Source organism: Pedobacter ginsengisoli, from assembly GCF_002736205.1.
GTDB lineage: Bacteria > Bacteroidota > Bacteroidia > Sphingobacteriales > Sphingobacteriaceae > Pedobacter > Pedobacter ginsengisoli_A.
Window position 1 is genome coordinate 2384609 of sequence record NZ_CP024091.1, and the last position, 20654, is coordinate 2405262.

Annotated in this window: 17 protein-coding genes; 5 read left to right on the top strand and 12 right to left on the bottom strand. The window is 37.0% G+C overall.

Annotation, left to right across the window (positions count from 1 at the left end; genetic code table 11):
- Positions 1-11: 11 nt before the first annotated feature.
- Positions 12-2687, bottom strand: coding sequence for a c-type cytochrome (locus tag CPT03_RS09845; RefSeq protein ID WP_099438691.1), 2676 nt, complete (start codon positions 2685-2687; stop codon positions 12-14).
- A gap of 191 nt (positions 2688-2878) precedes the next feature.
- Here CPT03_RS09845 and CPT03_RS09850 point away from each other — a divergent pair, with 191 nt between their 5' ends.
- Positions 2879-3760, top strand: coding sequence for an AraC family transcriptional regulator (locus tag CPT03_RS09850; protein ID WP_099441069.1), 882 nt, complete (start codon positions 2879-2881; stop codon positions 3758-3760).
- A 27-nt stretch (positions 3761-3787) separates the two neighbouring features.
- On the opposite strand, the gene CPT03_RS09855 is transcribed toward CPT03_RS09850, so the two are convergent.
- The 6 genes from CPT03_RS09855 to CPT03_RS09880 all read right to left on the bottom strand — a co-directional run bounded on the left by CPT03_RS09855 (position 3788) and on the right by CPT03_RS09880 (position 11019).
- On the bottom strand, positions 3788-6265 hold the full coding sequence (locus CPT03_RS09855) for an alpha-L-rhamnosidase C-terminal domain-containing protein (protein ID WP_099438692.1): 2478 nt from the start codon (positions 6263-6265) through the stop codon (positions 3788-3790).
- A gap of 82 nt (positions 6266-6347) precedes the next feature.
- Positions 6348-7166 (bottom strand): methionine ABC transporter substrate-binding lipoprotein MetQ, encoded by an 819-nt coding sequence (gene metQ, locus CPT03_RS09860; protein WP_099438693.1) that lies wholly within the window; start codon positions 7164-7166, stop codon positions 6348-6350.
- A gap of 9 nt (positions 7167-7175) precedes the next feature.
- The gene (locus CPT03_RS09865) at positions 7176-7832 is read right to left on the bottom strand and encodes a methionine ABC transporter permease MetI (protein WP_099438694.1); all 657 of its coding nucleotides are present in this window, start codon (positions 7830-7832) and stop codon (positions 7176-7178) included.
- Complete coding sequence (gene metN / locus CPT03_RS09870; RefSeq protein ID WP_099438695.1) at positions 7825-8856, bottom strand: methionine ABC transporter ATP-binding protein MetN; 1032 nt, start codon at positions 8854-8856, stop codon at positions 7825-7827. Before metN ends, CPT03_RS09865 begins: the two co-directional genes overlap by 8 nt.
- A gap of 112 nt (positions 8857-8968) precedes the next feature.
- Positions 8969-9877 (bottom strand): NAD(P)/FAD-dependent oxidoreductase, encoded by a 909-nt coding sequence (locus CPT03_RS09875; protein WP_099438696.1) that lies wholly within the window; start codon positions 9875-9877, stop codon positions 8969-8971.
- A gap of 122 nt (positions 9878-9999) precedes the next feature.
- Complete coding sequence (locus CPT03_RS09880; RefSeq protein WP_099438697.1) at positions 10000-11019, bottom strand: hypothetical protein; 1020 nt, start codon at positions 11017-11019, stop codon at positions 10000-10002.
- 154 nt (positions 11020-11173) lie between these two features.
- On the opposite strand from CPT03_RS09880, the gene CPT03_RS09885 reads away from it, so the two are divergent.
- A complete protein-coding gene (locus CPT03_RS09885) occupies positions 11174-12085 on the top strand; it encodes an S-adenosyl-l-methionine hydroxide adenosyltransferase family protein (RefSeq protein WP_099438698.1) in 912 nt (303 codons plus the stop codon).
- Here the strand turns inward: CPT03_RS09885 and CPT03_RS09890 are convergent.
- From CPT03_RS09890 to CPT03_RS09900, 3 genes are read right to left on the bottom strand one after another with little or no spacing between them, the layout of a single operon-like run.
- Complete coding sequence (locus tag CPT03_RS09890; RefSeq protein WP_099438699.1) at positions 12074-13357, bottom strand: MFS transporter; 1284 nt, start codon at positions 13355-13357, stop codon at positions 12074-12076. The genes CPT03_RS09885 and CPT03_RS09890 overlap by 12 nt on opposite strands.
- Before the next feature lie 12 nt (positions 13358-13369).
- On the bottom strand, positions 13370-13594 hold the full coding sequence (locus CPT03_RS09895; protein WP_099438700.1) for a hypothetical protein: 225 nt from the start codon (positions 13592-13594) through the stop codon (positions 13370-13372).
- 7 nt (positions 13595-13601) lie between these two features.
- Positions 13602-14234 carry a TetR/AcrR family transcriptional regulator gene (locus CPT03_RS09900; protein WP_245870017.1) on the bottom strand — a complete coding sequence of 211 codons (633 nt, stop codon included), beginning with the start codon at positions 14232-14234 and terminating at the stop codon, positions 13602-13604.
- 179 nt (positions 14235-14413) lie between these two features.
- On the opposite strand from CPT03_RS09900, the gene CPT03_RS09905 reads away from it, so the two are divergent.
- Positions 14414-14986, top strand: coding sequence for a DUF4142 domain-containing protein (locus CPT03_RS09905; protein WP_157766399.1), 573 nt, complete (start codon positions 14414-14416; stop codon positions 14984-14986).
- Positions 14987-15014: 28 nt separating this feature from the next.
- On the opposite strand, the gene CPT03_RS09910 is transcribed toward CPT03_RS09905, so the two are convergent.
- Entirely contained in the window at positions 15015-16160 is a 1146-nt protein-coding gene (locus CPT03_RS09910; RefSeq protein WP_099438703.1) for a glycoside hydrolase family 105 protein, read from the bottom strand.
- A 168-nt stretch (positions 16161-16328) separates the two neighbouring features.
- Here CPT03_RS09910 and CPT03_RS09915 point away from each other — a divergent pair, with 168 nt between their 5' ends.
- Both CPT03_RS09915 and CPT03_RS09920 read left to right on the top strand, forming a co-directional pair.
- A complete protein-coding gene (locus CPT03_RS09915; RefSeq protein ID WP_099438704.1) occupies positions 16329-17702 on the top strand; it encodes a flavin monoamine oxidase family protein in 1374 nt (457 codons plus the stop codon).
- Positions 17703-17720: 18 nt separating this feature from the next.
- Positions 17721-18518 carry a hypothetical protein gene (locus CPT03_RS09920; protein WP_099438705.1) on the top strand — a complete coding sequence of 266 codons (798 nt, stop codon included), beginning with the start codon at positions 17721-17723 and terminating at the stop codon, positions 18516-18518.
- Here CPT03_RS09920 and CPT03_RS09925 read toward each other — a convergent pair.
- Positions 18493-20649: an FN3 associated domain-containing protein gene (locus tag CPT03_RS09925; RefSeq protein WP_099438706.1), complete on the bottom strand. Its 2157-nt coding sequence runs from the start codon at positions 20647-20649 to the stop codon at positions 18493-18495. The genes CPT03_RS09920 and CPT03_RS09925 overlap by 26 nt on opposite strands.
- Positions 20650-20654: the final 5 nt, after the last annotated feature.

Consider the following 20654-nt stretch of genomic DNA (forward strand, 5'->3'; position numbering starts at 1 on the left):
CTTCCGGTAAGCTATTTACTTACCGGCTGAAATTCTTTACTATCTTTATTTCCACCAGAAATCAAATAAGCCATCAAATCTTTCAATTCTTCTTTATTTAGGCTATTGATCATACCAGGCATCATAATAGATAATTTAGATACAGAAGTGATTACAATATCTTTTTTCTTAATTGCACGAAGCGTTTGAGGAGAAAAAGGGTTTTGGGATATATATATATTGTCTTTTGTCTCCTTTTTATATCTTCCATAAATAGAGCTTCCATCTTTTAAATAATAAACTTTAGCTGCGTATTGATCTGAAATAACCTTGCTAGGTGTTATGATTGATTCGAGTATGTCTTTTTCAGAAAACCTGGTGCCCAAATGCGTAAGATCAGGCCCTGCAGAACCCCCTTCGCCACCTGAAGTGTGACATGAAATACACAATGTGGCGGCAAACATCATTTTGCCATTTTTAAAGTCCCTGCCTACCAAACTGTCCTTCACTACTGCCAATGCATCTTCCAGTTTCCAATCCTTTCCAGGGCCTTTTGGCTGTGTTACATCAGCAAGTTTAAGCTGCTTATTGTCAACCAAACCATCTCCAGACATTTTGTTATAATGAGCATATTGCTCTTTAGGCACATTCCTTAGTGCTATTTTACGCGCCTCATCAATAAAGCCGATATAACTGTTGCCACCCTTATAGCCAAATGCTTTAAAGAACCATTTAAAATATTTGCTGCGTAGTGCAGGTGTCCATCCTTTTTTAGCTTCGCTTAAAGCTACTGCATAATAAATTTGCTGTGAGGGTGGGGTTTTAGAAAGTGTTTTTGCAATATCCAGCCCATACTGAGGGTTTTTTAAAATCAGATCTGTTGAACTGGTAATACCTTTTTGATCAGATTCATCATCTTTGGCCAGATCAATTATGGCCAAGGTTTTTGGTACCACCCGCTCATCACCTATATAAACCAGAATTTTAGTCATGAATCGATTAATTTCATTACTCTTTGCCGGAAAATGAGCATTCAGATAATTACTTAACTTCAATCTGTCTGAAGATTGTGGTTTACCTGTACGCAGCAATGTTAACTCAATTGTTCTTAACAGATCCATTTTTTGTGATTCTGACAATAACGAATAATTGATTTTCATCAAAGCATTTAACATTTTACTGTTCAAATCTTTGCTGCCATTCCTGGCTAATGCCGTCATTGATTGCATTAATGCAACAGGATCCTTTTCATTTAAAGCCTTGTCTTGCCATTCAGCTACTGGCTGATGTTCAACAGCAATCCTTGCCGCATAGCGAATAAAGCGATCTTTATTTTTAAGGTTTGGCCATGCAAGTTTAATAGCTTCAGGATCAGGCTTACCATGAAATTCTTCCAATTGTTTTCTTAAATTGCGTGCTTCAAGTATACTTGCAGTAGCATTAGAAGGCAAGTCGTTATTTGGCAAAGAATTATCTCCATAATAAACCCTGTACAAATCTGACTCAAGTTCACGGCCCCCAGTTAGAAAATATAATGCTCCATCAGGCCCTATTACACCATCTGTAAGCGGTAAAGGCTGACCCGACAAGAATTCCTCTGCTGTTGTTTTATAAGAAGATCCATCAGGAATAAGCTGTACTGAGTAAATTATACCGAAAGTCCAGTCGAAAGCCAATAAGCCACGGCGATACTTTTCAGGAAAACGGGCATTGTAGCTACTTACAAGGTTTGTAGGTGAGCCCTGCCCTATATTTAATATTGCCGGAAGATTATCTATATAACTTGGCGACCAGTTGGTATTTCCCGAACGCCAGCCAAATTCGCTTCCACTGGTAGCATGAGAAATCCGGGTTGGTTTATACCAGGGCATCCCCAAATCCCACTCCATATCGCCGTCATAAACAAACATTTCTCCATCTTCATTAAAAGTAAAATCATATGGATTTCTATATCCTGCACTTACCAGCTCCCATTTTGCTCCATCCGGGTCAGTCTTCATTACAAAAGCCCCGGGTGCAAACCGATCTGTAGCATGGCCATTTGGGTCTTTTATAGTTGCAAGAGCATTATCCTCTTTCCAGGTTCTTGGCAAGCGGTAATTGTCCATATCCGGCATATCTGTATAATTACCAGCAATCATGTAAATTGATTTTTTATCGGGAGAAAGGACAATACTGTGTGGTCCATGTTCGCCCTCTCCGGTTAGCGCCTTCAGCAACGTCACCTTATCAAACTGATCATCACCATCGGTATCCTGCAACCGGTAAAGGCCACTGCCACTTTTAAATTTGTCATCACTATTGTGATTAACCATTACGTACAAACTGTTAAAAGCATAGAGCAGGCCATGTGCATATCCCATACCCACTTTATTGTTTGTTGAGTCGCCAACAATCAACTTTTCTACTTTGACTTTAACTTTAGTTGTGTCAGAGCCTATTGGCGGTATTACAAGTCTATATAAAAAACCATATTGGTCTGACGTAATTATCCTACCCTTATCATCAAAAGTCATTGATACCCATGACCCCGTCTTGCTTCCAGATGGGCTGTACAAATGCTCAGCTTTGAAATTTGGCAAAAGCTTTAGTTTTTCAACTTTTGGGCCTGGATTATACTTCTGAAAAGTGGTAAAGGAAACCCCGATAAGTATTAGTAGCAAAAGGGCAACAGACAATTTAACAGACCTGGTTCTGTTCGATTTCATACGTATTTGGTTTATTTGTGTGTTTGGTATAACAAGAATACCATAAATACGTGAAATTCGCATCCTGTGCTGTCCTGTATCAACCAATTAAAAATAGCTATCATTCTAAATCAATAAGAAATACCATACCGTTCTTACAATTTGCACTTTTTGATAAAATAATTAGCTTTATAAATGAAGCCAAATTTAAAATGAAGAATTACCAGAAGTATCTTACTGTTAGTGAATTTGAAAAAAACTGGGGATTTTATGTAAATACAGTTGGCTCAGCAAAAGTAGAGCCTAATAAAAACTACCCTAACAACCGCGAACATCCAATAGACCATTCATTTACCTGGGATAAAGGAAGAATACTTGATGGTTATTACCTTGTTTTTATTACAAAAGGTGAAGGTTTGCTGGAATCTGCAAAAACCAAAGCACACAATATTAAAGAGGGCACCTGTTTCTTTTTATTTCCGGGTGTATGGCACCGATACAAACCCCACCCTAAATATGGATGGGAAGAGTATTGGGTAGGTTTTAACGGAACTTACCCCGATGAATTGATGAAAAAAAGAATATTTACCCCCGAGAATCCATTTATTGATGTTGGCCTTAATGAAGATCTGCTTCAGCTTTTTCATACACTTATTAAAACTGTTGCCGCAGCAGAAATAGGTTATCGACAAATTGTATCTGGACTTACTCTTCAAATTTTAGGCCTGGTAAATGCAATATCAAAATATAAAACACCTGAAATTGGAAACCAGTCTAAACTCATCTCAAAGGCAAAATTTCTTTTACAGGAATCCATTGAGAACCCAGTAAATTTAGAAGAAATGGTAAAGGATTTGCCCATGGGCTATTCGAGATTCAGAAAGCTCTTTAAAGAAACAACCGGTTTATCACCAAATCAGTACCACCTTAATCTTAGATTAGATAAAGCAAAGGATTTACTTACCTCAACCAATTTAACAATTAATGAAGTAGCTTACCAAACCGGCTTTGATTCTATATTTTACTTCTCTCGTCTGTTTAAGAAAAAGAATGGACTGCCCCCTAAAGAATACAGGCTTGGCAAACACCCCTAACCGAGTCTTTAAGTAATGAATATATTGCTATTTTGACAATCTAACAGATTCATCAAAAAATATCCCGCTCACTGCAGCATTTTCGCCCCTTACATGGTTAATCCGAATTCTTATGCTTCCTGAATAATTAAAGATCAGGTATTTTCCCTTTTGATAGTTCTTGATTAATTGAACCGGGGATATAAGTTTGAGCGTTTTTGCATCGAACAACTCCACAGCCGATCTTCTTTCTTTATTGTCCCAATCTAAAAAATACAATGCTATTTGGTGGTGTTCAGCTCCCCTAACCTCCACATCCATTGTTATGGTTTGTAAAGTAGGGTTAGGATCTTTGGTTGTAATTGCCCCAAAGCTGCCACTGCGCCCTAATGTATCACTTAATACCCTCTTATCTGCAGGGAGCTTCAAGTAAACATTGTTTTCATTTTTTAACTTTACAGAGGATACATATAGAGGTAGTTTCTCTAAGTGCTTTTTATTCTCGAAGGAATTAAACAAAATAAATCCTTCCTTTCCGTAACAACCTTTCCAGTTTCCTGAAGTTAAGCTATCCTGTAAAAATGTATTAACAGGATAGCTCCACGGCAAACTTTTAACTTGCACAACCTTGTTAACAGACTTGTAGACTACTTTATATTCATATTTCCCTGGCTTCAGATTATCTATATTGATGTAACCATCTTTAATTTTAAATCCATTTTCATTCAAAATTGGCTTTCCGTTTAAAAAAAGAGCCTTAACAGTATTTCCTCCTATCGGAATAGCAACCCGTTTAGCAAGAGTTCCTTTAGGTATTTGCAATGTAGTTAGCCCTGATTTTACATTAAAACTGGCGTAGATTAATCCTTTTAATGTTGGTGTGCTTCCGTTAACATACGAGATTGTATCTCCAAGGTGAGGTACAATTTCAAAAACCTTAAAGCCCGGTTCCATTGGTTTTATACCCAGCACCTCTTCGGACAACCATTTAACAACTCCTGCACTCCATGGGTGTGTTAAACTTGTATATCCACACTGGTTATTAGGTGGAGCATCATTTTTATCCAAAATTGCATTCCAGCTTGGCCTGTATACTTCAAAAAATGTCGTTCCACCGTATTTTATTTGCCCGCCCCAGCAATCCTTAACCGCACTTATCGCTTCTTCATACTTCTGCATTTTTGCCATGGCCCCTAGGATGAAGTATTCATTAAATGGAGAATATGATAAGCGGTTTACCCGATCCGTATAATTACGCTGATAAAACAGTGCATTTTCTTTAGGTGTTGTGAGGCCTGTATTAATGGCATCTGCAGAGGCATGAAGGCCAAAATCATTTTGCCAATTCTTTTTCTTTCTTTCTTCAGCAAATTTTTCGCTGGCATAAGTGGTATATTTCTGTGCCAGATCAGACCTTCCAATTTGTTTCATTAGATGAGCAAATTCTACCCATGATCGTATAGTAAGCATAGAATAAGCATATTGAGATTCCCGGATATTAGGATTTTCGAAGCCTGCTCCCAAACGCTCATCCCAACCATAAAAACCTAACTTAGGAGATTTACCAAAATGCTGATAAGCTATATTAAGTTTATTGCAAGCGTTATCAATGTATTTTTGGACGAATTCAAGATCGCCTGTATAATTTGCATAATCGATAAGACTTAAAACCCAATACAGAGAATAGCTTAAAATACCATTATTTAAATCTGCTGTATTGATAGTATTGGCTTTAACAAAATCATAATTCCCAAAGGCAACCATTGATGCGGCCTGTGATGGATAAGCATCACCAGTCCATGAGTGACGGTCACTTCTTTCCATTAATATTGCTCCAAAATAATCTTTCTGAAGATTTAGCTTAACGGTATATGCCCCGGTATACCATATTCTGGTCAATTCCGAATCGCTACAGGAAAAGCTCCCTTGATAGTTTACCGGTTTAACCTGGCAAATCAAACGAAAGTTCTTAATGTGCCAGGTTTGTTTATGCGAGTGCACATTTATCCAACCAAACCTAACTCCTTCATAAAGCTCAGGATTTAATTCTAATCGGTAAGTCTGACCATGTTTTACAGGAACCATAGTTTTAAGTGGACGTAATGCACCGCTATTTACAATTGCAGGTTCATTATATTCACTGATACTCATTGTTATACTATCCATTAAATCGTCCGATTCAAATTCAAGCCAACCAGCATTAGTCTGCCCAAAATCGAAACAAACGGAGCCCTTTCCCTGTACAACAATAACATTATTTTTCTTAAACTCCCCCATCTTAAAGGCTTCAGGAGTAGAAGTTTTCCAGCTAATTGGCCGGAGATTATAACTTTCTAAACCATCTGATGCTTTAGGAACAGCCCAGCTATAACTGATAAGCGGGTCAGGTGAAAATGGGTTTTCAGTTAAGTTCTTCTTAGCGGAAATTGGTGGATAGATTCCACTTTGCGCATATACAGCTTGGATGCAAATTACAGAGAATACCAAAAAAGTAATAACAAAACGTACACGCGCTATATAGATCATAGCGTAAAGTTACATGCTACCTTTAAAACATCGTTGCCATTAAGCAGCTTTTATTTGCACTTTTTGGCACTAATCTATAAGATTACCAGCCTTTAATGGCACCTCCCTTAAATTCTGTTTCGGCGGCCCGGGCTACTTCATCAGATTGATATGCCTTTACAAAGTTTTTTATTTCAGTTCTATCTTTATCATCTGCCCTTGTAACTATAATATTCACATAAGGAGATTTTTTATCCTCAACAAAGATACCGTCACGTTCTGCAACCAGGCCAACAGGTGTAGCAAAAGTATTATTAATGATGGCTACAGTTACATTCTGATCATCTAATGCTCTTGGCAGTTGAGGAGCTTCAAGCTCAACAATTTTAAGTTGTTTTGGGTTTGCTATAATATCATTTACAGTAGGCAATAATCCAACACCATCTTTTAGTTTCAACAGATTGGCTTTTTGCATCAACAGCAATGCTCTTCCACCGTTTGTAGGATCATTAGGTATAATGATCGTGTTGCCATCTTTAAGCTCTTCAATCTTTTTAATCTTTTTAGAATAACCAGCAAGAGGATAAACAAATGTATTGCCTACAATTGCAAAATTATAACCACGCTGCTTGGCTTGCACATCTAAATAAGGTTTGTTTTGAAATGCGTTAGCATCAATATCTCCCTGATGAAGTGCTTCGTTGGGCATTACATAATCATTAAATTGCACCAATTCTACCTCTAAGCCATATTTCTCTTTAGCAACCTTTTGGGCTACCTGAGCTATTGTGTATTCCGGCCCTGACTCAACTCCAACTTTTATATGGTTAGGAGTATTCTTTTTTGAAGCGCCACCGCAGCCAAATAAGCCAACAGAAGCTACAATTGTAAATATTGCCAGTGCTTTAATTTCTATTTTCATAAGTACTTTTTATTTTCTGTGATCTACTTTTTTTGCTATAAAATCGCCCGTAAACTGGATAAAGAACACCAAAGCTACAAGTGAGACTAAAACAGTATTCATTACCGTTACATCATAACCAACATATCCATACTGATAGCCTATTTGCCCCAATCCACCAGCTCCAACAGCACCACCCATTGCAGAATAGCCTACAAGAGTTATTAAAGTAATGGAAGCAGTATTGATTAAAGAAGGAAGTGCTTCAGGAAGCAATACTTTGTAAACGATTTGAAAAGGAGTTGCACCCATTGCCCTTGCTGCCTCTACTAAACCATGAGGAACCTCGATAAGGCTATTTTCTACCATACGGGCAATAAATGGCGCCGCACCAATACTTAAAGGAACCAATGCTGCTTCTACACCTATAGAGGTACCCACCAGCATCCTTGTAAAAGGTATCATCCAAACAATTAATATAATAAAGGGAATAGATCTGAATACATTAACAATAACAGACACAGTATTATTTAGCCCCCTGTTTTCTAAAACCTGGCCCTTACGGGTCAAAAATAACATTACACCTGTTGGTAGGCCAATAACAAATCCAAAGAAACCTGATACAAAGGTCATTATTATTGTTTCCAAGGCTCCTTTAAAAAGCAGTAAAATCATTGAATCAGACATACCCCAATACCTCCACTCTTATTTGTTTGCTGTTATAAAATTCAATTGCCTTTTCATGATTTCCTTCGGTGCCTGAAACCTCAATTACCATTGCACCAAATTTAACACCACCGGCATATTCAATTTGAGCAAAAATTATGTTGTTGTCCAGCTCGAATAAGCGGCTCACTTCAGATAATACGGGATCGTCTGCGGATTGCCCAGTAAACTCCAATTTTAATAGTGGTTTTTTGTTGCCTTCTTTCTTTGCACTTAATCTTTCCAGATATTCAACCGGGATATTAATTTTTAATGAGGAAGCAATAAACTCCTTTGTAATTTCCATTTTAGGGTGTGCAAAAATCTCACTAACAGATCCCTGCTCAATAAGTTCTCCCCCACTTATTACTGCAACCTGATCACAAATGTTTTTTACCACATCCATCTCATGCGTTATTAGTAAAATGGTGATATCTAATCGTTTATTAATATCTTTTAATAGATCAAGAATAGACTTTGTTGTTGCCGGATCAAGGGCACTGGTAGCCTCATCGCACAAAAGTACCTTAGGGTTACTGGCCAGAGTACGGGCAATAGCTACACGTTGTTTTTGTCCGCCGGATAAATTTGCAGGGTAGTCGTTATGTTTTTCTTCCAATCCAACTAATGCCAGCAACTCAGCAACCCTTGTATTGATTTCTTGCTTAGGTAATTTATCCAGCTCTAATGGAAAAGCTATATTCTCTGAAACTGTTCTGGAAGATAAAAGATTAAAATGTTGAAAGATCATTCCAATCTGTCTTCTTTCTTTAGCCAGATCTGCTGCAGATAGCGCCATCAAATTTCGTCCATCAACAATCACCTCGCCCGAAGTTGGACGTTCTAATAAATTAACGCAACGGATTAACGTACTTTTACCAGCCCCTGAAGCCCCAATTACACCAAATATCTTTCCCTTAGGAACCGTTAGTGACACCTCTGACAAAGCTGTGATTTCTTTGTTTTTCTGGTGAAACTTTTTAGTTATGTTTTTTAATTCAATCATTAAACTTATTGCAGTATTGAACTTAATTTACATAGATAAAACTAAGTTTGCTGCAAAAGTAAGAATAATCATTAATAGTCTAGTATATCAATAGACTTTTACCTGTAATTCATTAAAATGTCTCGTCAACAAGTTCTTTATTGATCATAGCTCCTGCTTTTGTGCCTGCGGCGGTTACTACAGATACTGCACGAAACATAGTAGTGTTATCTCCTGCGGCATAAATTCCGGGGATTGTTGTTCTCTGAAAATCATCAATACTAATAAAGCCATGTTCATTGATGTTACATCCAAATTCTTCTGGCAATACTGAGTGTTGCTTAAACCCTATTTTAGCAAAAACGGCAGTAAGCTTTTGCTTACTTCCATCTTTAAAAACAACATTTGTCATATACCCCTCATAGTGTTCAATCTCTACAATCTCCTTTTCTATAATTTCAATGTTATGCTGTTTAATTTTTTCAGTTTGCTCCTGTGTTAAAGCAGATGGCCCATTGGTAAGCAAAACCAGATCTCTAGTCCAATTACTAATCAGCCTGGAAAATTCGAAAGCTAAATCGCCATTCGCAATTACTCCCATCGAGGTATGTTTTACTTCATAACCATGACAATATGGGCAGTGTAAAACAGAAATACCCCAGCATTCTGCGAAACCAGCAATATCAGGCATCTGGTCACTTATACCCGTTGCAAACAATAACTTACCTGCGCCAAATAATTCTCCGTTTTCAGTCTTTATTGTAAAACCATCATCCGTTTTTGTTCCTTGAACTGCAAGGCCTTCAAAAAAAGTTACTGTACTGTACTTTAATACCTGGGCTTTTGCAGCATCAGCTATTTGTTTAGGAGTTTGCCCATCCTGAGTTATAAAATTATGTGAGTGAGGGGTTTGCCTGTTGCAAGGCTTTCCGCTATCTATAATCAAGACTTTCCTTAGCGAACGTCCAAGTGTCATAGCGGCCGATAGGCCAGCATAGCTACCTCCTATTATAATTACATCAAATTTTTTATTGTCTTCCATTGTTGTTCATTTAAGTATAAAAATTTCATCGCCTTTTACAGCTACAAAATTAAATACAATAACCAACAATGCAACATAGTTGCAAGTAAAGTATGTTAAAAGAATCTCATTTTTTTTGGATTTTAATTTGAAGAATGTTTCCTCAAAGTCTTATTCCCAAATATGTTATATCGAATAGCAAAAGCCTGCTGACTATCAATAACACCATCAAGAAAATGAAATGACAACGTAAACTTTCCTTCAATTCCTTTATATATTTTTGGTCTCCAGCTCAAATCTAACCTGTTATATGATTTAGCTGTATAAAATTGATCTCCATCTTTTATATGGTGCGCTTCACCTTTATAAAATGAATTAGTAATACCAAATCTGTGGTATTCTGCAGCCATTTCCAACAATAATCCTTTTGGTGTTTTCCACCCCCCTACACTTCGTTCACGCTCAAACGACATTAAGCCGCCTGTATTAAAAGTTAGCGAATCTAAAAATGTTTTCCCACTAAAATCCAAACCTACCTTTACGGCAAGCGCTCCATTATCTTCAATATGATCACCAGGAATATCTATTGCCGGACCAGCATTATGCAGCATCATGGCATAATGGGAAATAAAGAACATGTCCTTTTTATATTGACCTGATAAGCCAAATATAAAATTCTCTCTATCTGTGGCAGTTTGGCGGCTTGTCCAATCTATAAACAATAACTGTTTCCAGTTTTCATTTTCATATTTCAGCAACATACCTTCTACATTAGGACGGTAATAACTTAGGGTATCATTTAAAACGGCCCTCGGAAAATCTGAAAGCAAATCGCGTCGCGGAAACATCCCCATATAAAAATTCCAGTTTTGTTTGGTAAACTGATAATACACTACGGGGTCTATTTTATTGGTAAACTTAGGCGAACCAAATTCATGGAGTGCATTAAAACCTACTCTTATCCGGTGGGTGCTATCAAGTAATAATCCCAGCTCAGGAGAAAACCTTAATCCAAATATAGTTTGAGAAAATCTATTTGATCTGGCATACTCCCTGTTGTCTGCAAAAGTGTGAATATTGAGGTTCCCTTCGATTTCCTGAGCATAAATTTTCGTTATAGCAGAGGACAACAGAATGATAGTTAACAGAATTTTAATTCTCATATATTTAAGATGTGTTTTAAGGTCTGATTTCTTGTGTTATTGTAAATAGCATGGTTCAATATTTCCATTTCAAAAACACTGGCAAATATTAGATAAAATAGTCTTATTTTAAAACTTAATAAATGTTAGTTTTTAAAATTTAATTTTTAGACTCATGACAATAAATCAATTGCGCTTAATCGTTCCCTTCCTATTGTTTATGATCTCAGGTGTAGGCCTGGCACAAAACAAAATTATTGTATTCCAATCAGATTTCGGCTTAAAGGATGGCGCTGTTTCTGCCATGAAAGGGGTGGCAATGGGGGTATCGTCAGATCTTAAACTTTACGATCTTACACATGAAATTCCTGCTTATAATATATGGGAAGCTTCATATAGACTGATGCAAACTGTACCATACTATCCTAAAGGAACGGTTTTCGTTTCCGTTGTAGATCCAGGAGTTGGCACAGAAAGGAAATCGGTAGTATTAAAAACTAAAACAGGGCAGTTTATAGTTACCCCTGACAATGGAACTTTAACATTAATAGCCGAGCTATCAGGCATTGAGGAGATAAGGGAAATAAACGAAGCTGTTAACAGGCGAAAGGATTCTGGAAAATCTTATACCTTTCATGGAAGGGATGTATATGCATATACCGCAGCACGCCTTGCATCTGGCACAATTTCTTTTAGCCAGGTAGGAAAAGTATTGCCCAATGAAGTGGTTAGCATCCCTTATCAAAAGGCGATAATTAATGGCAAAACACTTAAGGGCAATATTCCAATATTAGATATACAATACGGTAATGTATGGACCAATATAGATGCAGAACTTGTAAAAAAGTTCAATCTAAAATATGGAGATCGTTTAAAGGTATCAATTTTTCATAATGACAAAAAGGTGTATGAAACTGAGGCACCATACAGCGAAACCTTTGGCAATGTACCAAAAGGCAAGCCCTTATGTTACCTCAATAGCTTATTACAACTTTCATTTGCACTAAACCAGGACAACTTTGCCACTACTTACAAAATACAGAGTGGAAGTGAGTGGAATGTTGAAGTAACCAAACTAGACTTCTGACAATTGAAGCTCTTCTTTTGATGTTTCCTGAAATGCATTAGCCTGTTTCTTTTTGACCATAACACTAACCCGATAAACAAAAATGCAGCACACGGCAATAATAATTGAAACCACAAGCCCCAACATACCATAATTTTGAAGCGGACTTGTACTGTTTTTTTGCGTAACTATAAGCCCTGCACATAAGGCGGCTATACCGCCAGCCATCTGTTGAAGAGAAGAATTAACACTCATAAAAGCCCCCCTGTCTTTCATATCAGGTATACTCATTGTTAGTGTAGTTGCCGGTATCATTCTACTCATAATACCCATAAATAGTACCATATTAATTAATACAACTTGCCAAAGCGGTATGGGTACAAGATTGGTATAAATCAATATCATTACTATTGCTAAAGCAGAACCGGCAGTAAACAACATAAATTTATCGACCTTATCGCTTAGCTTTCCTATTAGCGGCATAATTATAATTGATGCAATACCGGTAAACATAAACACCATTGGCAACTGATCAGGAGTTATTTTTATATTGTTGATGAGGTATGCGCTGCTAAATGGCATAAGCATAAAACCACCAACACTTAAAAAAGCTGTAGCTATAAAACCCGTTTGATAAGATTTATTTGATACCGCATGCCATAAGTGTAAAAAAGCGCTTTTATCTGATTGAAGAGCAAGGTGCTTATCTATCGGCTTAACCTTAATTACAATAACTATAGCTATCACTATGGCCAAAGTAACGATCATTAAAAAAGATGAATGCCAGCCCCATAAATTTGCAAAATAAAGTCCAATTGGAATACCCAATACCTGACTGGCAGCAAACGCCATTTGTACAAAGCCCATTACTCTACCTCGCTGATTAACCTCAAACAGATCGGTCATAATTGTCATTGAAATTGCGCCAATAACACCTCCAAATAATCCGGTAATGATTCTGGCACCCAACAACATCCAATATGTAGTTGCCAGGGCACAGCACAGGGTTCCAACAATAAAACCTGCATAGAAAAACAGTAATATTTTTTTACGATCGAATTTATCTGCAAAACCAGCTGCAAGTATTCCTGATACTCCTGCGCTAAATGCATAAGAAGATACAACTACTCCAAAGCCCTTTGGAGTAATTGAAAGTGATTTCATTAAATAATCGCCCAGAGGTGCTAGTACCATAAAATCAAGCACCACAGTGAATTGAAGCAGCGCCAATAAGGCTATTACTAATTTCTGATAATTGTTAAAGGGCAATATTGTATTAGATGATTGTTCCATAAGTTCTTTTAATTAAGTTAGTTCTTCGCATTGATATCCATTTTTTGAAACCAGACTGATTACCTCGTCGAGCTTCAATTCCGGAGAAACAATACGCAATACGCAATCAACATCTTGTTGATCAACTGTCCACTGTTCTATTTTATGCTTTTCCATTACCTTGGCGATAAGAATTTTATCGTCGGTGGTTTGGATGTTAGTTTTAAAAAGCAAAATGTGTTTAAAATCGGGTTCCATAGGTGCTTTACTTTTTTAGCGCTTTTAGTACCAATTCAAAGGTTTCCCAAAGCGCTTTTTCTGTTAAAATAAATGGCTTACCTCCAATACTACGACCTTCAAAATGAAATCTTACAAGGTTATATAAAGGAGCAAAAGCAACAGACCAGTAAACCTCTAGTTGCATTGGATTAATTTCGCCCCTATTGATTGCATTGGTCATAAATTTACCAAGTGTTACTTTAAAATTATTCACAATTGTTCCATAAACCTGTTCCTGATACGTAGAGGTTCTCAATTGCTCAAGAAACTGAGCTGATATTGGATTTTCGAGCATACACTTTGCCCTGTTTTTCCATTGCTGTTTCAGCCCGGCGGCAAAAGAAGCCTCCGGATCGAAATTCTCGAGCATTATATTGCTCATTCGTTCTGCTTCTTCCATTGCAACCTGCAAAATCAAGTCGTCCTTATCCTTATAATAGATGTATAACGTAGCTACTGATATTTTGCATTCTTTAGCTAACTTATTCATGGTAAAACCTTCAAATCCTATCTTCACCAGCAACTCCATTGCCTTCTGTTTTACCAGCTCTACTTTATTCAGATCTCTCGCCCGCATAGTTCTTTGTAAATAACACAACAAATATAAATGAATATTCATTCATTTATAAATATATTTAAAAAATAATTTAACTCCCTAAATTTTACCTAAGGCTACAGATTAAAACTTTCAATTCCGATATCGGAAAATGCACTCAGAACTAAAATAGTTTACCAATTCAGAAACATTTTCAAGTTTAAACTGTAGATATGTTAACTAAACACTTAAACTTTGAAATCATGAAAACTAGAATTCTATTACCAGCTGTGTTATGGTGTATGCTTAGTTTAAATGCCTGCCGAAATACAGACAACAGCACAACCAATACTTTGGCAGATTCTTCACTTGAACAAACAATGACCGATACTTCGGCAGTAAACCGGGGCGAAGGAATGCAGTTCTTTTTAGAGAAAGCCGCTATTGCTGGTAATATGGAAGTAGAAATTGGTAAAATGGCTGAATCAAAAGCCAGCAACCCCAGAGTTAAAGAATTTGCCGAAAAAATGGTTAAGGACCACACCAAAACAAACAATAATTTAAAAAAACTGGCCGACAATAAAAAAATAACAATCCCCACATCTATTCCTGAGGCAGATCAAAATCATATAAATGAGATGGCAAAATTATCTGGAGCTCAATTTGATAAGCACTACATGGATATGATGGTAAAAGATCATGTAAAAACACTTGATCTGTTCAAATCAGCTACAACTTCTGGAGATATAGATGTAAGGAGATTTGCAGCCAGAACACTTCGTATGATAGAAGGGCATTATAAACTTGCTACTGATTTAAGCTTTGACTTAAAATAAGAAAGAAGAAGTACCAGGTATCTGTCTACTAGCGTAATAATGCAGTTGCACACCATAACAATGGAGCCTGTCCATGTAGGTCTCCTATGTTCCGCTTGCGATCCAAATAATACTGGCGATCATTCTTCTTATTTGTACCCTCGCAAACCTCTCTTACCTCATCATTTTCATTGATGTACGTAATTAGGGCGAGCCAGCCTTTCCGTGCCGCTTTGCCATAAACTTCCTTATCTAACCAACTGTTTTTTACCCCGGTAATCATTGCAAAAGTAAACATTGCGGTTGATGATGTTTCTTCCCAAGCCTCAGGATCATCAATCAACTGCCGCCACATACCATTAGGAGCCTGATACTTAAGAAGCGAAGCCATCATGTCTTTGTACCCCTTCATAATTCGTTCATAATTTGGATTACTTTTGGGTAATGACCTAAGCAGTTCAGCCATACCCGCTGCCATCCAACCATCGCCCCTACCCCAAAAAAAAGGAACATCCGGTGCATGATAAAACAAACCATTTGGTTCCTGAAGCTTAGCTAAATAAAAAACCATCTCTTTAGCTGCCCGATCTATATACTTTACCTCTCCGGTTGCCCTGTATGCTTGAGCTTGAACAGCTGTTATCATAAACATATCGTCTATCCATAAACGCGTTTGCCAGGTATAGCCTTGATTGTAAAACCCATGCGATTCAGCTTTAACCCTTGGTCCTTCAGGCGGCCCCCACTGTTTATCTGCAATTGACAATCCGAGATCAAGATATTTTTTACCCTTTGTTTGCATGTAAAGTTCTAAGGGCACGGCTCCAAAAACACTATAATCAACATGATCAGGTATGGGAATCATTTTTGCTTCTTCACCAAACAAAGGCTCAAACCTATTGGCTAATTTCCTAACCAGCTCTTTATTATTACTTTGCTTTGCAAATGTTAATGCTCCATACCACGTACACGTTTCTGGATAAGTGATCACCTTAGGCGGTCCTTGCTTATTAAAATTTGTATGCGGTGTTATGATAAAACGATTTGCTATTCTAATTCCAATTTCTTTTGGAGATGTTCCAATTGGCCAATTCTTCAAATCAGCTTCTTTTGATTGCGCCTTTACACTTCCCTGCCCAACAATCATAAAGCCGGAAATAAATGCTATTACACTAAGAATTTGGTTTTTACTCATGGCTCTTTATTCTCTTTAGTTCAATGGTAATTTATTCATTCTGAATTGCAAGTGCAATTTGAGTAATACTTAGGGCTAATCTATGGCCACGATTAGCTAAGTACTCAACTGTATTGGCATATTTAGTTCATCAAATTTTTTTGATCCTGAAAATGTTTATCTTTAATTATGAGTTCTCGCAGACGGTTTCTTAAAGAGGCAGCATTGCTAGCTGGAGGTACATTTATAGCGTCATCTTCTGTAGGAAATTTTTTCATCCCTAAAAAGAAAAAAGTCATTATTATAGGTGCAGGATTTGCTGGTTTGTCTGCCGGCTATGAACTCTATAAGAGAAACATTGATTTTGAAATTATTGAATGCCGAAAAGAAGTTGGGGGCAGGGTATTTTCCCATACAATAGATGAAAAGGAAAAGCTCATCATTGAACTGGGAGCAGAATGGGTTGGAGAAGATCATACACTGCTTCGCAGTCTTTGCAATCAGTTTAATCTTCCGCTGGATAATAATCAGTTTAAAACCCAGGTTATCTACAAAAACAACTACTACCAATCACTTGATGAAATTATAACACCACAATGGAGTGAAACGTATGACAAATTGATTTCAGGCTATCAGAAATTAAATGAAGCTCAAAAGGATACCCTTGGAAAAAAGCTTGACAAAATTGATTGGTGGCGTTACCTTGTAAACAATGGTTGCAAAGGGGTTGATTTGGATTTAAGAGAGTTAATAGACAGCACAGATTTTGGTGAAAGTATACGCAATGTATCTGCATATTCAGCTCTTGATGAATATGCAAAAAGCAGTAAAAATTCCATGAACGAAATGGATTACAAAATAAGAGGAGGAAATCAACAACTGGCATTTAAATTTAAATCATTATTTTCTGACAAGATAAAACTAAACACCAGGGTAAAAAAGGTAGTACAAGGCAACAAGGTACATGTACATTGTGAAGGTGGCTACATTGCCCAAGGCGATAAACTAATCTGCACTGCTCCTACTTTTGCTGTAAAAAAGATTGACTGGCAGCCAGCTCTTCCATCATCCATGGCTTATGCAATAGATGCGTTACAATATGCACGTATCAACAAAAATGCATTCGAATTTAACAGCCGTTTCTGGAAAGATGAAAGTTTCGATATGATTACAGACACATCGGGTCATTATTTCTATCATGCCACAAAAAATCAAAAGTCAGAAAAGGGTGTTCTAATTTCATATACTATCGGAGACAAAGCGGCTGTTGTTGCCAACCAAACTGAAAAATGGAGAGCTGAGATGGTACAACAGTCTTTACAAGCCGCTTTTCCTAATGTAAATTCAATGTTAGAAAACCAGGTAAACTATTATTGGGGCAATAATGAGCTATCGATGGGCGCCTATGCAATGTATGGAAAAGGGCAATGGTTTGATTTATTTCCCAAATTAAATGCACCTCATATCCATACTCATTTCGCTGGCGAACACTTGTCTGAAAACTGGCAAGGGTTTATGGAAGGTGCATTGGAAACAGGCAAACAAGCAGCTCATAAAATATAAAAGAACAGACAACAAGAAATGAGGTTAAATAATATTGGTTTTAGCTTGATGCTACTTTGCGGCTCTATATCTATTGCAAATGCACAACAGAGTAAAGTAGTTACCCTTGACAATTTCTTTAATCATGAAACAAAAAAAGACAAGGATGGAAATGATATCAGGTTTCATTATACATGGGAAGATCAAACACTAAATGGATATTCCATACTTGGTAACATTTTTAAAGCGAATGGATTTCAAATTAAAAACCTTGATAGCGGGCCAACGCTTACTTCCCTAAAAAGCACCGACATATACATTATTGTTGATCCGGACAATACCAGGGAAGCACCAAATCCAAATTACATTAACAAACAACATATCCATACTATTACCAAATGGGTAAAAGCCGGAGGCATCTTGGCATTACTTGCCAATGATAGTGCTAATACTAACTTAACTCAGTTAAATGTTCTGGCAAAAAACTTTGGTATTAATTTTTCCAATAAAAACAGAAACATGGTAAAAGGGAAAAATTATGAAACAGGAACAGTAAACGTTCCACAAGGAAATGATGTATTTACTGCCTCTAAAAAATTCTATATAAAGGAACTTTCAATTCTTCAGTTAAATGCACCAGCCCAAGCTTTAATTACAGAACAGAATGACATCATTATGGCTACGGCAAAATATGGAAAAGGCTTTGTTTTTGCCCTTGGCGACCCATGGATTTATAATGAATATGTTGATGGAACCCGAATTCCATCAACATACGAAAACTATAATGGTGCAGTTGAACTGGTAAAATGGCTTAGTTCAAAAATATCTCATCAATAAATAACCAGGCCGGCTGTCCTTTACCCGGATGCCATTCGGGTAATTTTTTAAAGTTTTTGCCCACTATCTTTACGCACGAAACATTTCTAGGTTCAAATTTCGCATCCAATTTTAATAGTGCATTCCCTTCATCTTTAACCGGCATTTGGTTCTTTATAACCTTCAATAATTTAAGACTTTTTTTATCAGCCCCACCCCAAATCTCTACCTCTTGCGGAAGCAAAATATAAGCCTGTACCTGTCGCATTACATTAAGCGTTACAGATTTTAAAGATATTGGTTGCTTAAAGAACATTATAGCCTCCATATTATTCTCTCTAAAACCAATCCATTTACCATTATTAACATCAAAATCACCTAGCTGATTATCAAGCAGCACCTTTGGCCCCTCAGATTTGTACTTTTCATTTGCCGGTAATAGAAATGCCATACTATCGGGTTTATAATTGCTCTGATAAAAGTTAAAACTTACCACATCGCTGCTATACCATCCCGCTTTATAAGCTTTTACTTTAAGGGTAGCAGTTTCCTTAATCACAATTTCCTTATCATACAAAAGAGATTTAAGACTATCTGGTTCTGAGCCATCAGTAGTATACCTGATTTGTACCCCATTTATAGGATGCTTAACCTGAAGGGACAAAGAACTTTTAAAAATAGAAACATCGGTAGTCAAACGAGGCTGATTTAATTTAACCGGATTCTTTCCATCATCTTTAAACCCACCTATCACCGTTAGCTCCTTATTCATTTTCTGTAGCTGGGCTATCTCAGTCTCTTTTAAACCGGTATTCCATAAGGTCAGTTCTTTAAGGCTTTTCATACCAATAAGCTGCTTTACTGAACCAAAATTAACCTTAGTTCCCGACAACGATAAGGCATTTAAATGATTTAAAGATTTTAGATACTTGAGCCCATCACCTTTAACATCAGTAAAATTCAGATTTAATTTACGCAGGTTTCCAAACCCTCCAATTATCTTTAACTCTTCGTCTTTCACCGGTAAATTATTCAGATTTAATGATACAATCTGCTTTTTAAGCGGTTCCAGTTCTTTAACCGCCTCAGGCTTATAAATACTTCTGTTATATATATTTACCTCCAAAGCTGGCGAGACTTTATCCAACGGATAAATTACGCGGTAATTATTGTTTAGCTTCTTAACCGTGGACTCATCAGCAGCTGCGAAGTCATAATTTTCCTCAACAGCACCTACAGGTCCAAGTAACGAGGCCGATAGCACCCTTAAAGAATCACTTTTTGGTAATTCAATAACCTTTTTCTTTAAATCGGCATTATCTTTTACCCATAATGCTAAAATGGTAATTTCTTCAGGTGTTAACTGAGATTTACTCTTAGGAGGCATGTGCTTTTTATCATCAACCGGAAGATGTATCCGTTCTAGCAATAAGCTTATTTCAGGTTTCCCTGGCACAAACAATTTACCATTCTTGCCACCTTTAAGCATAGATTTGGCATCAGTAAGAATTAAACTACCCTTCGCTTTTTCTAAGTTATGACAGCTTAAACACTTCTCATTAAATATGGGCATTACCACATCATCAAATATTACAGCTTTGTCAACCGGAACCTTTTCTTTAGCCGGTATTAAAGCTGCCAGTACAAAATTATCTCCGTGCGTTAATGTAGCACCATAATGGCCTGTAACAATTAAACACAAAACAGTAATAACGGCACCTGCTTTTGCTACAGAAGCCTTATACCACGAAGAATTTCTGGACCAATAGATAATTGAAGAAAAAAATACAATACTTACCCCTGTCCATTTATGCCATTGCAAAGTGCTGCCACTATACCCCTCCTCTTTAGACAGGAACAGCCCCATAATAACAGTTACTGCAGCCAGTAATACCCCTGTTAGCAATAACCCGGTAGTGAAATTTTGATACAATTTCTCTCCGGTATATGATTCCTTAAAGCGAAAGAATTCCAGAAGCATTGCCAACAACAAAAGCACAATCGGAAAATGCAGAATCATTGGGTGCAACCTTCCTAGTGGCTGTAGCCAATATGGAACGGCAATCTTCTCTCCAAATATTAATAAAAAGACAATAAAGATATTTAACGCAAATAATGCATTTTCTGTAAAACCCTTAAGCGTAATTCTCATAAAAA

What these genes read in the sequence shown, in the direction of transcription:
- CPT03_RS09845 (WP_099438691.1), bottom strand. Translation starts at nt 2,687, where the DNA reads ATGAAATCGAACAGAACCAGGTCTGTTAAATTGTCTGTTGCCCTTTTG.
- CPT03_RS09850 (WP_099441069.1), top strand. Translation starts at nt 2,879, where the DNA reads ATGAAGAATTACCAGAAGTATCTTACTGTTAGTGAATTTGAAAAAAAC.
- CPT03_RS09855 (WP_099438692.1), bottom strand. Translation starts at nt 6,265, where the DNA reads ATGATCTATATAGCGCGTGTACGTTTTGTTATTACTTTTTTGGTATTC.
- metQ (WP_099438693.1), bottom strand. Translation starts at nt 7,166, where the DNA reads ATGAAAATAGAAATTAAAGCACTGGCAATATTTACAATTGTAGCTTCT.
- CPT03_RS09865 (WP_099438694.1), bottom strand. Translation starts at nt 7,832, where the DNA reads ATGTCTGATTCAATGATTTTACTGCTTTTTAAAGGAGCCTTGGAAACA.
- metN (WP_099438695.1), bottom strand. Translation starts at nt 8,856, where the DNA reads ATGATTGAATTAAAAAACATAACTAAAAAGTTTCACCAGAAAAACAAA.
- CPT03_RS09875 (WP_099438696.1), bottom strand. Translation starts at nt 9,877, where the DNA reads ATGGAAGACAATAAAAAATTTGATGTAATTATAATAGGAGGTAGCTAT.
- CPT03_RS09880 (WP_099438697.1), bottom strand. Translation starts at nt 11,019, where the DNA reads ATGAGAATTAAAATTCTGTTAACTATCATTCTGTTGTCCTCTGCTATA.
- CPT03_RS09885 (WP_099438698.1), top strand. Translation starts at nt 11,174, where the DNA reads ATGACAATAAATCAATTGCGCTTAATCGTTCCCTTCCTATTGTTTATG.
- CPT03_RS09890 (WP_099438699.1), bottom strand. Translation starts at nt 13,357, where the DNA reads ATGGAACAATCATCTAATACAATATTGCCCTTTAACAATTATCAGAAA.
- CPT03_RS09895 (WP_099438700.1), bottom strand. Translation starts at nt 13,594, where the DNA reads ATGGAACCCGATTTTAAACACATTTTGCTTTTTAAAACTAACATCCAA.
- CPT03_RS09900 (WP_245870017.1), bottom strand. Translation starts at nt 14,234, where the DNA reads ATGAATATTCATTTATATTTGTTGTGTTATTTACAAAGAACTATGCGG.
- CPT03_RS09905 (WP_157766399.1), top strand. Translation starts at nt 14,414, where the DNA reads ATGAAAACTAGAATTCTATTACCAGCTGTGTTATGGTGTATGCTTAGT.
- CPT03_RS09910 (WP_099438703.1), bottom strand. Translation starts at nt 16,160, where the DNA reads ATGAGTAAAAACCAAATTCTTAGTGTAATAGCATTTATTTCCGGCTTT.
- CPT03_RS09915 (WP_099438704.1), top strand. Translation starts at nt 16,329, where the DNA reads ATGAGTTCTCGCAGACGGTTTCTTAAAGAGGCAGCATTGCTAGCTGGA.
- CPT03_RS09920 (WP_099438705.1), top strand. Translation starts at nt 17,721, where the DNA reads ATGAGGTTAAATAATATTGGTTTTAGCTTGATGCTACTTTGCGGCTCT.
- CPT03_RS09925 (WP_099438706.1), bottom strand. Translation starts at nt 20,649, where the DNA reads ATGAGAATTACGCTTAAGGGTTTTACAGAAAATGCATTATTTGCGTTA.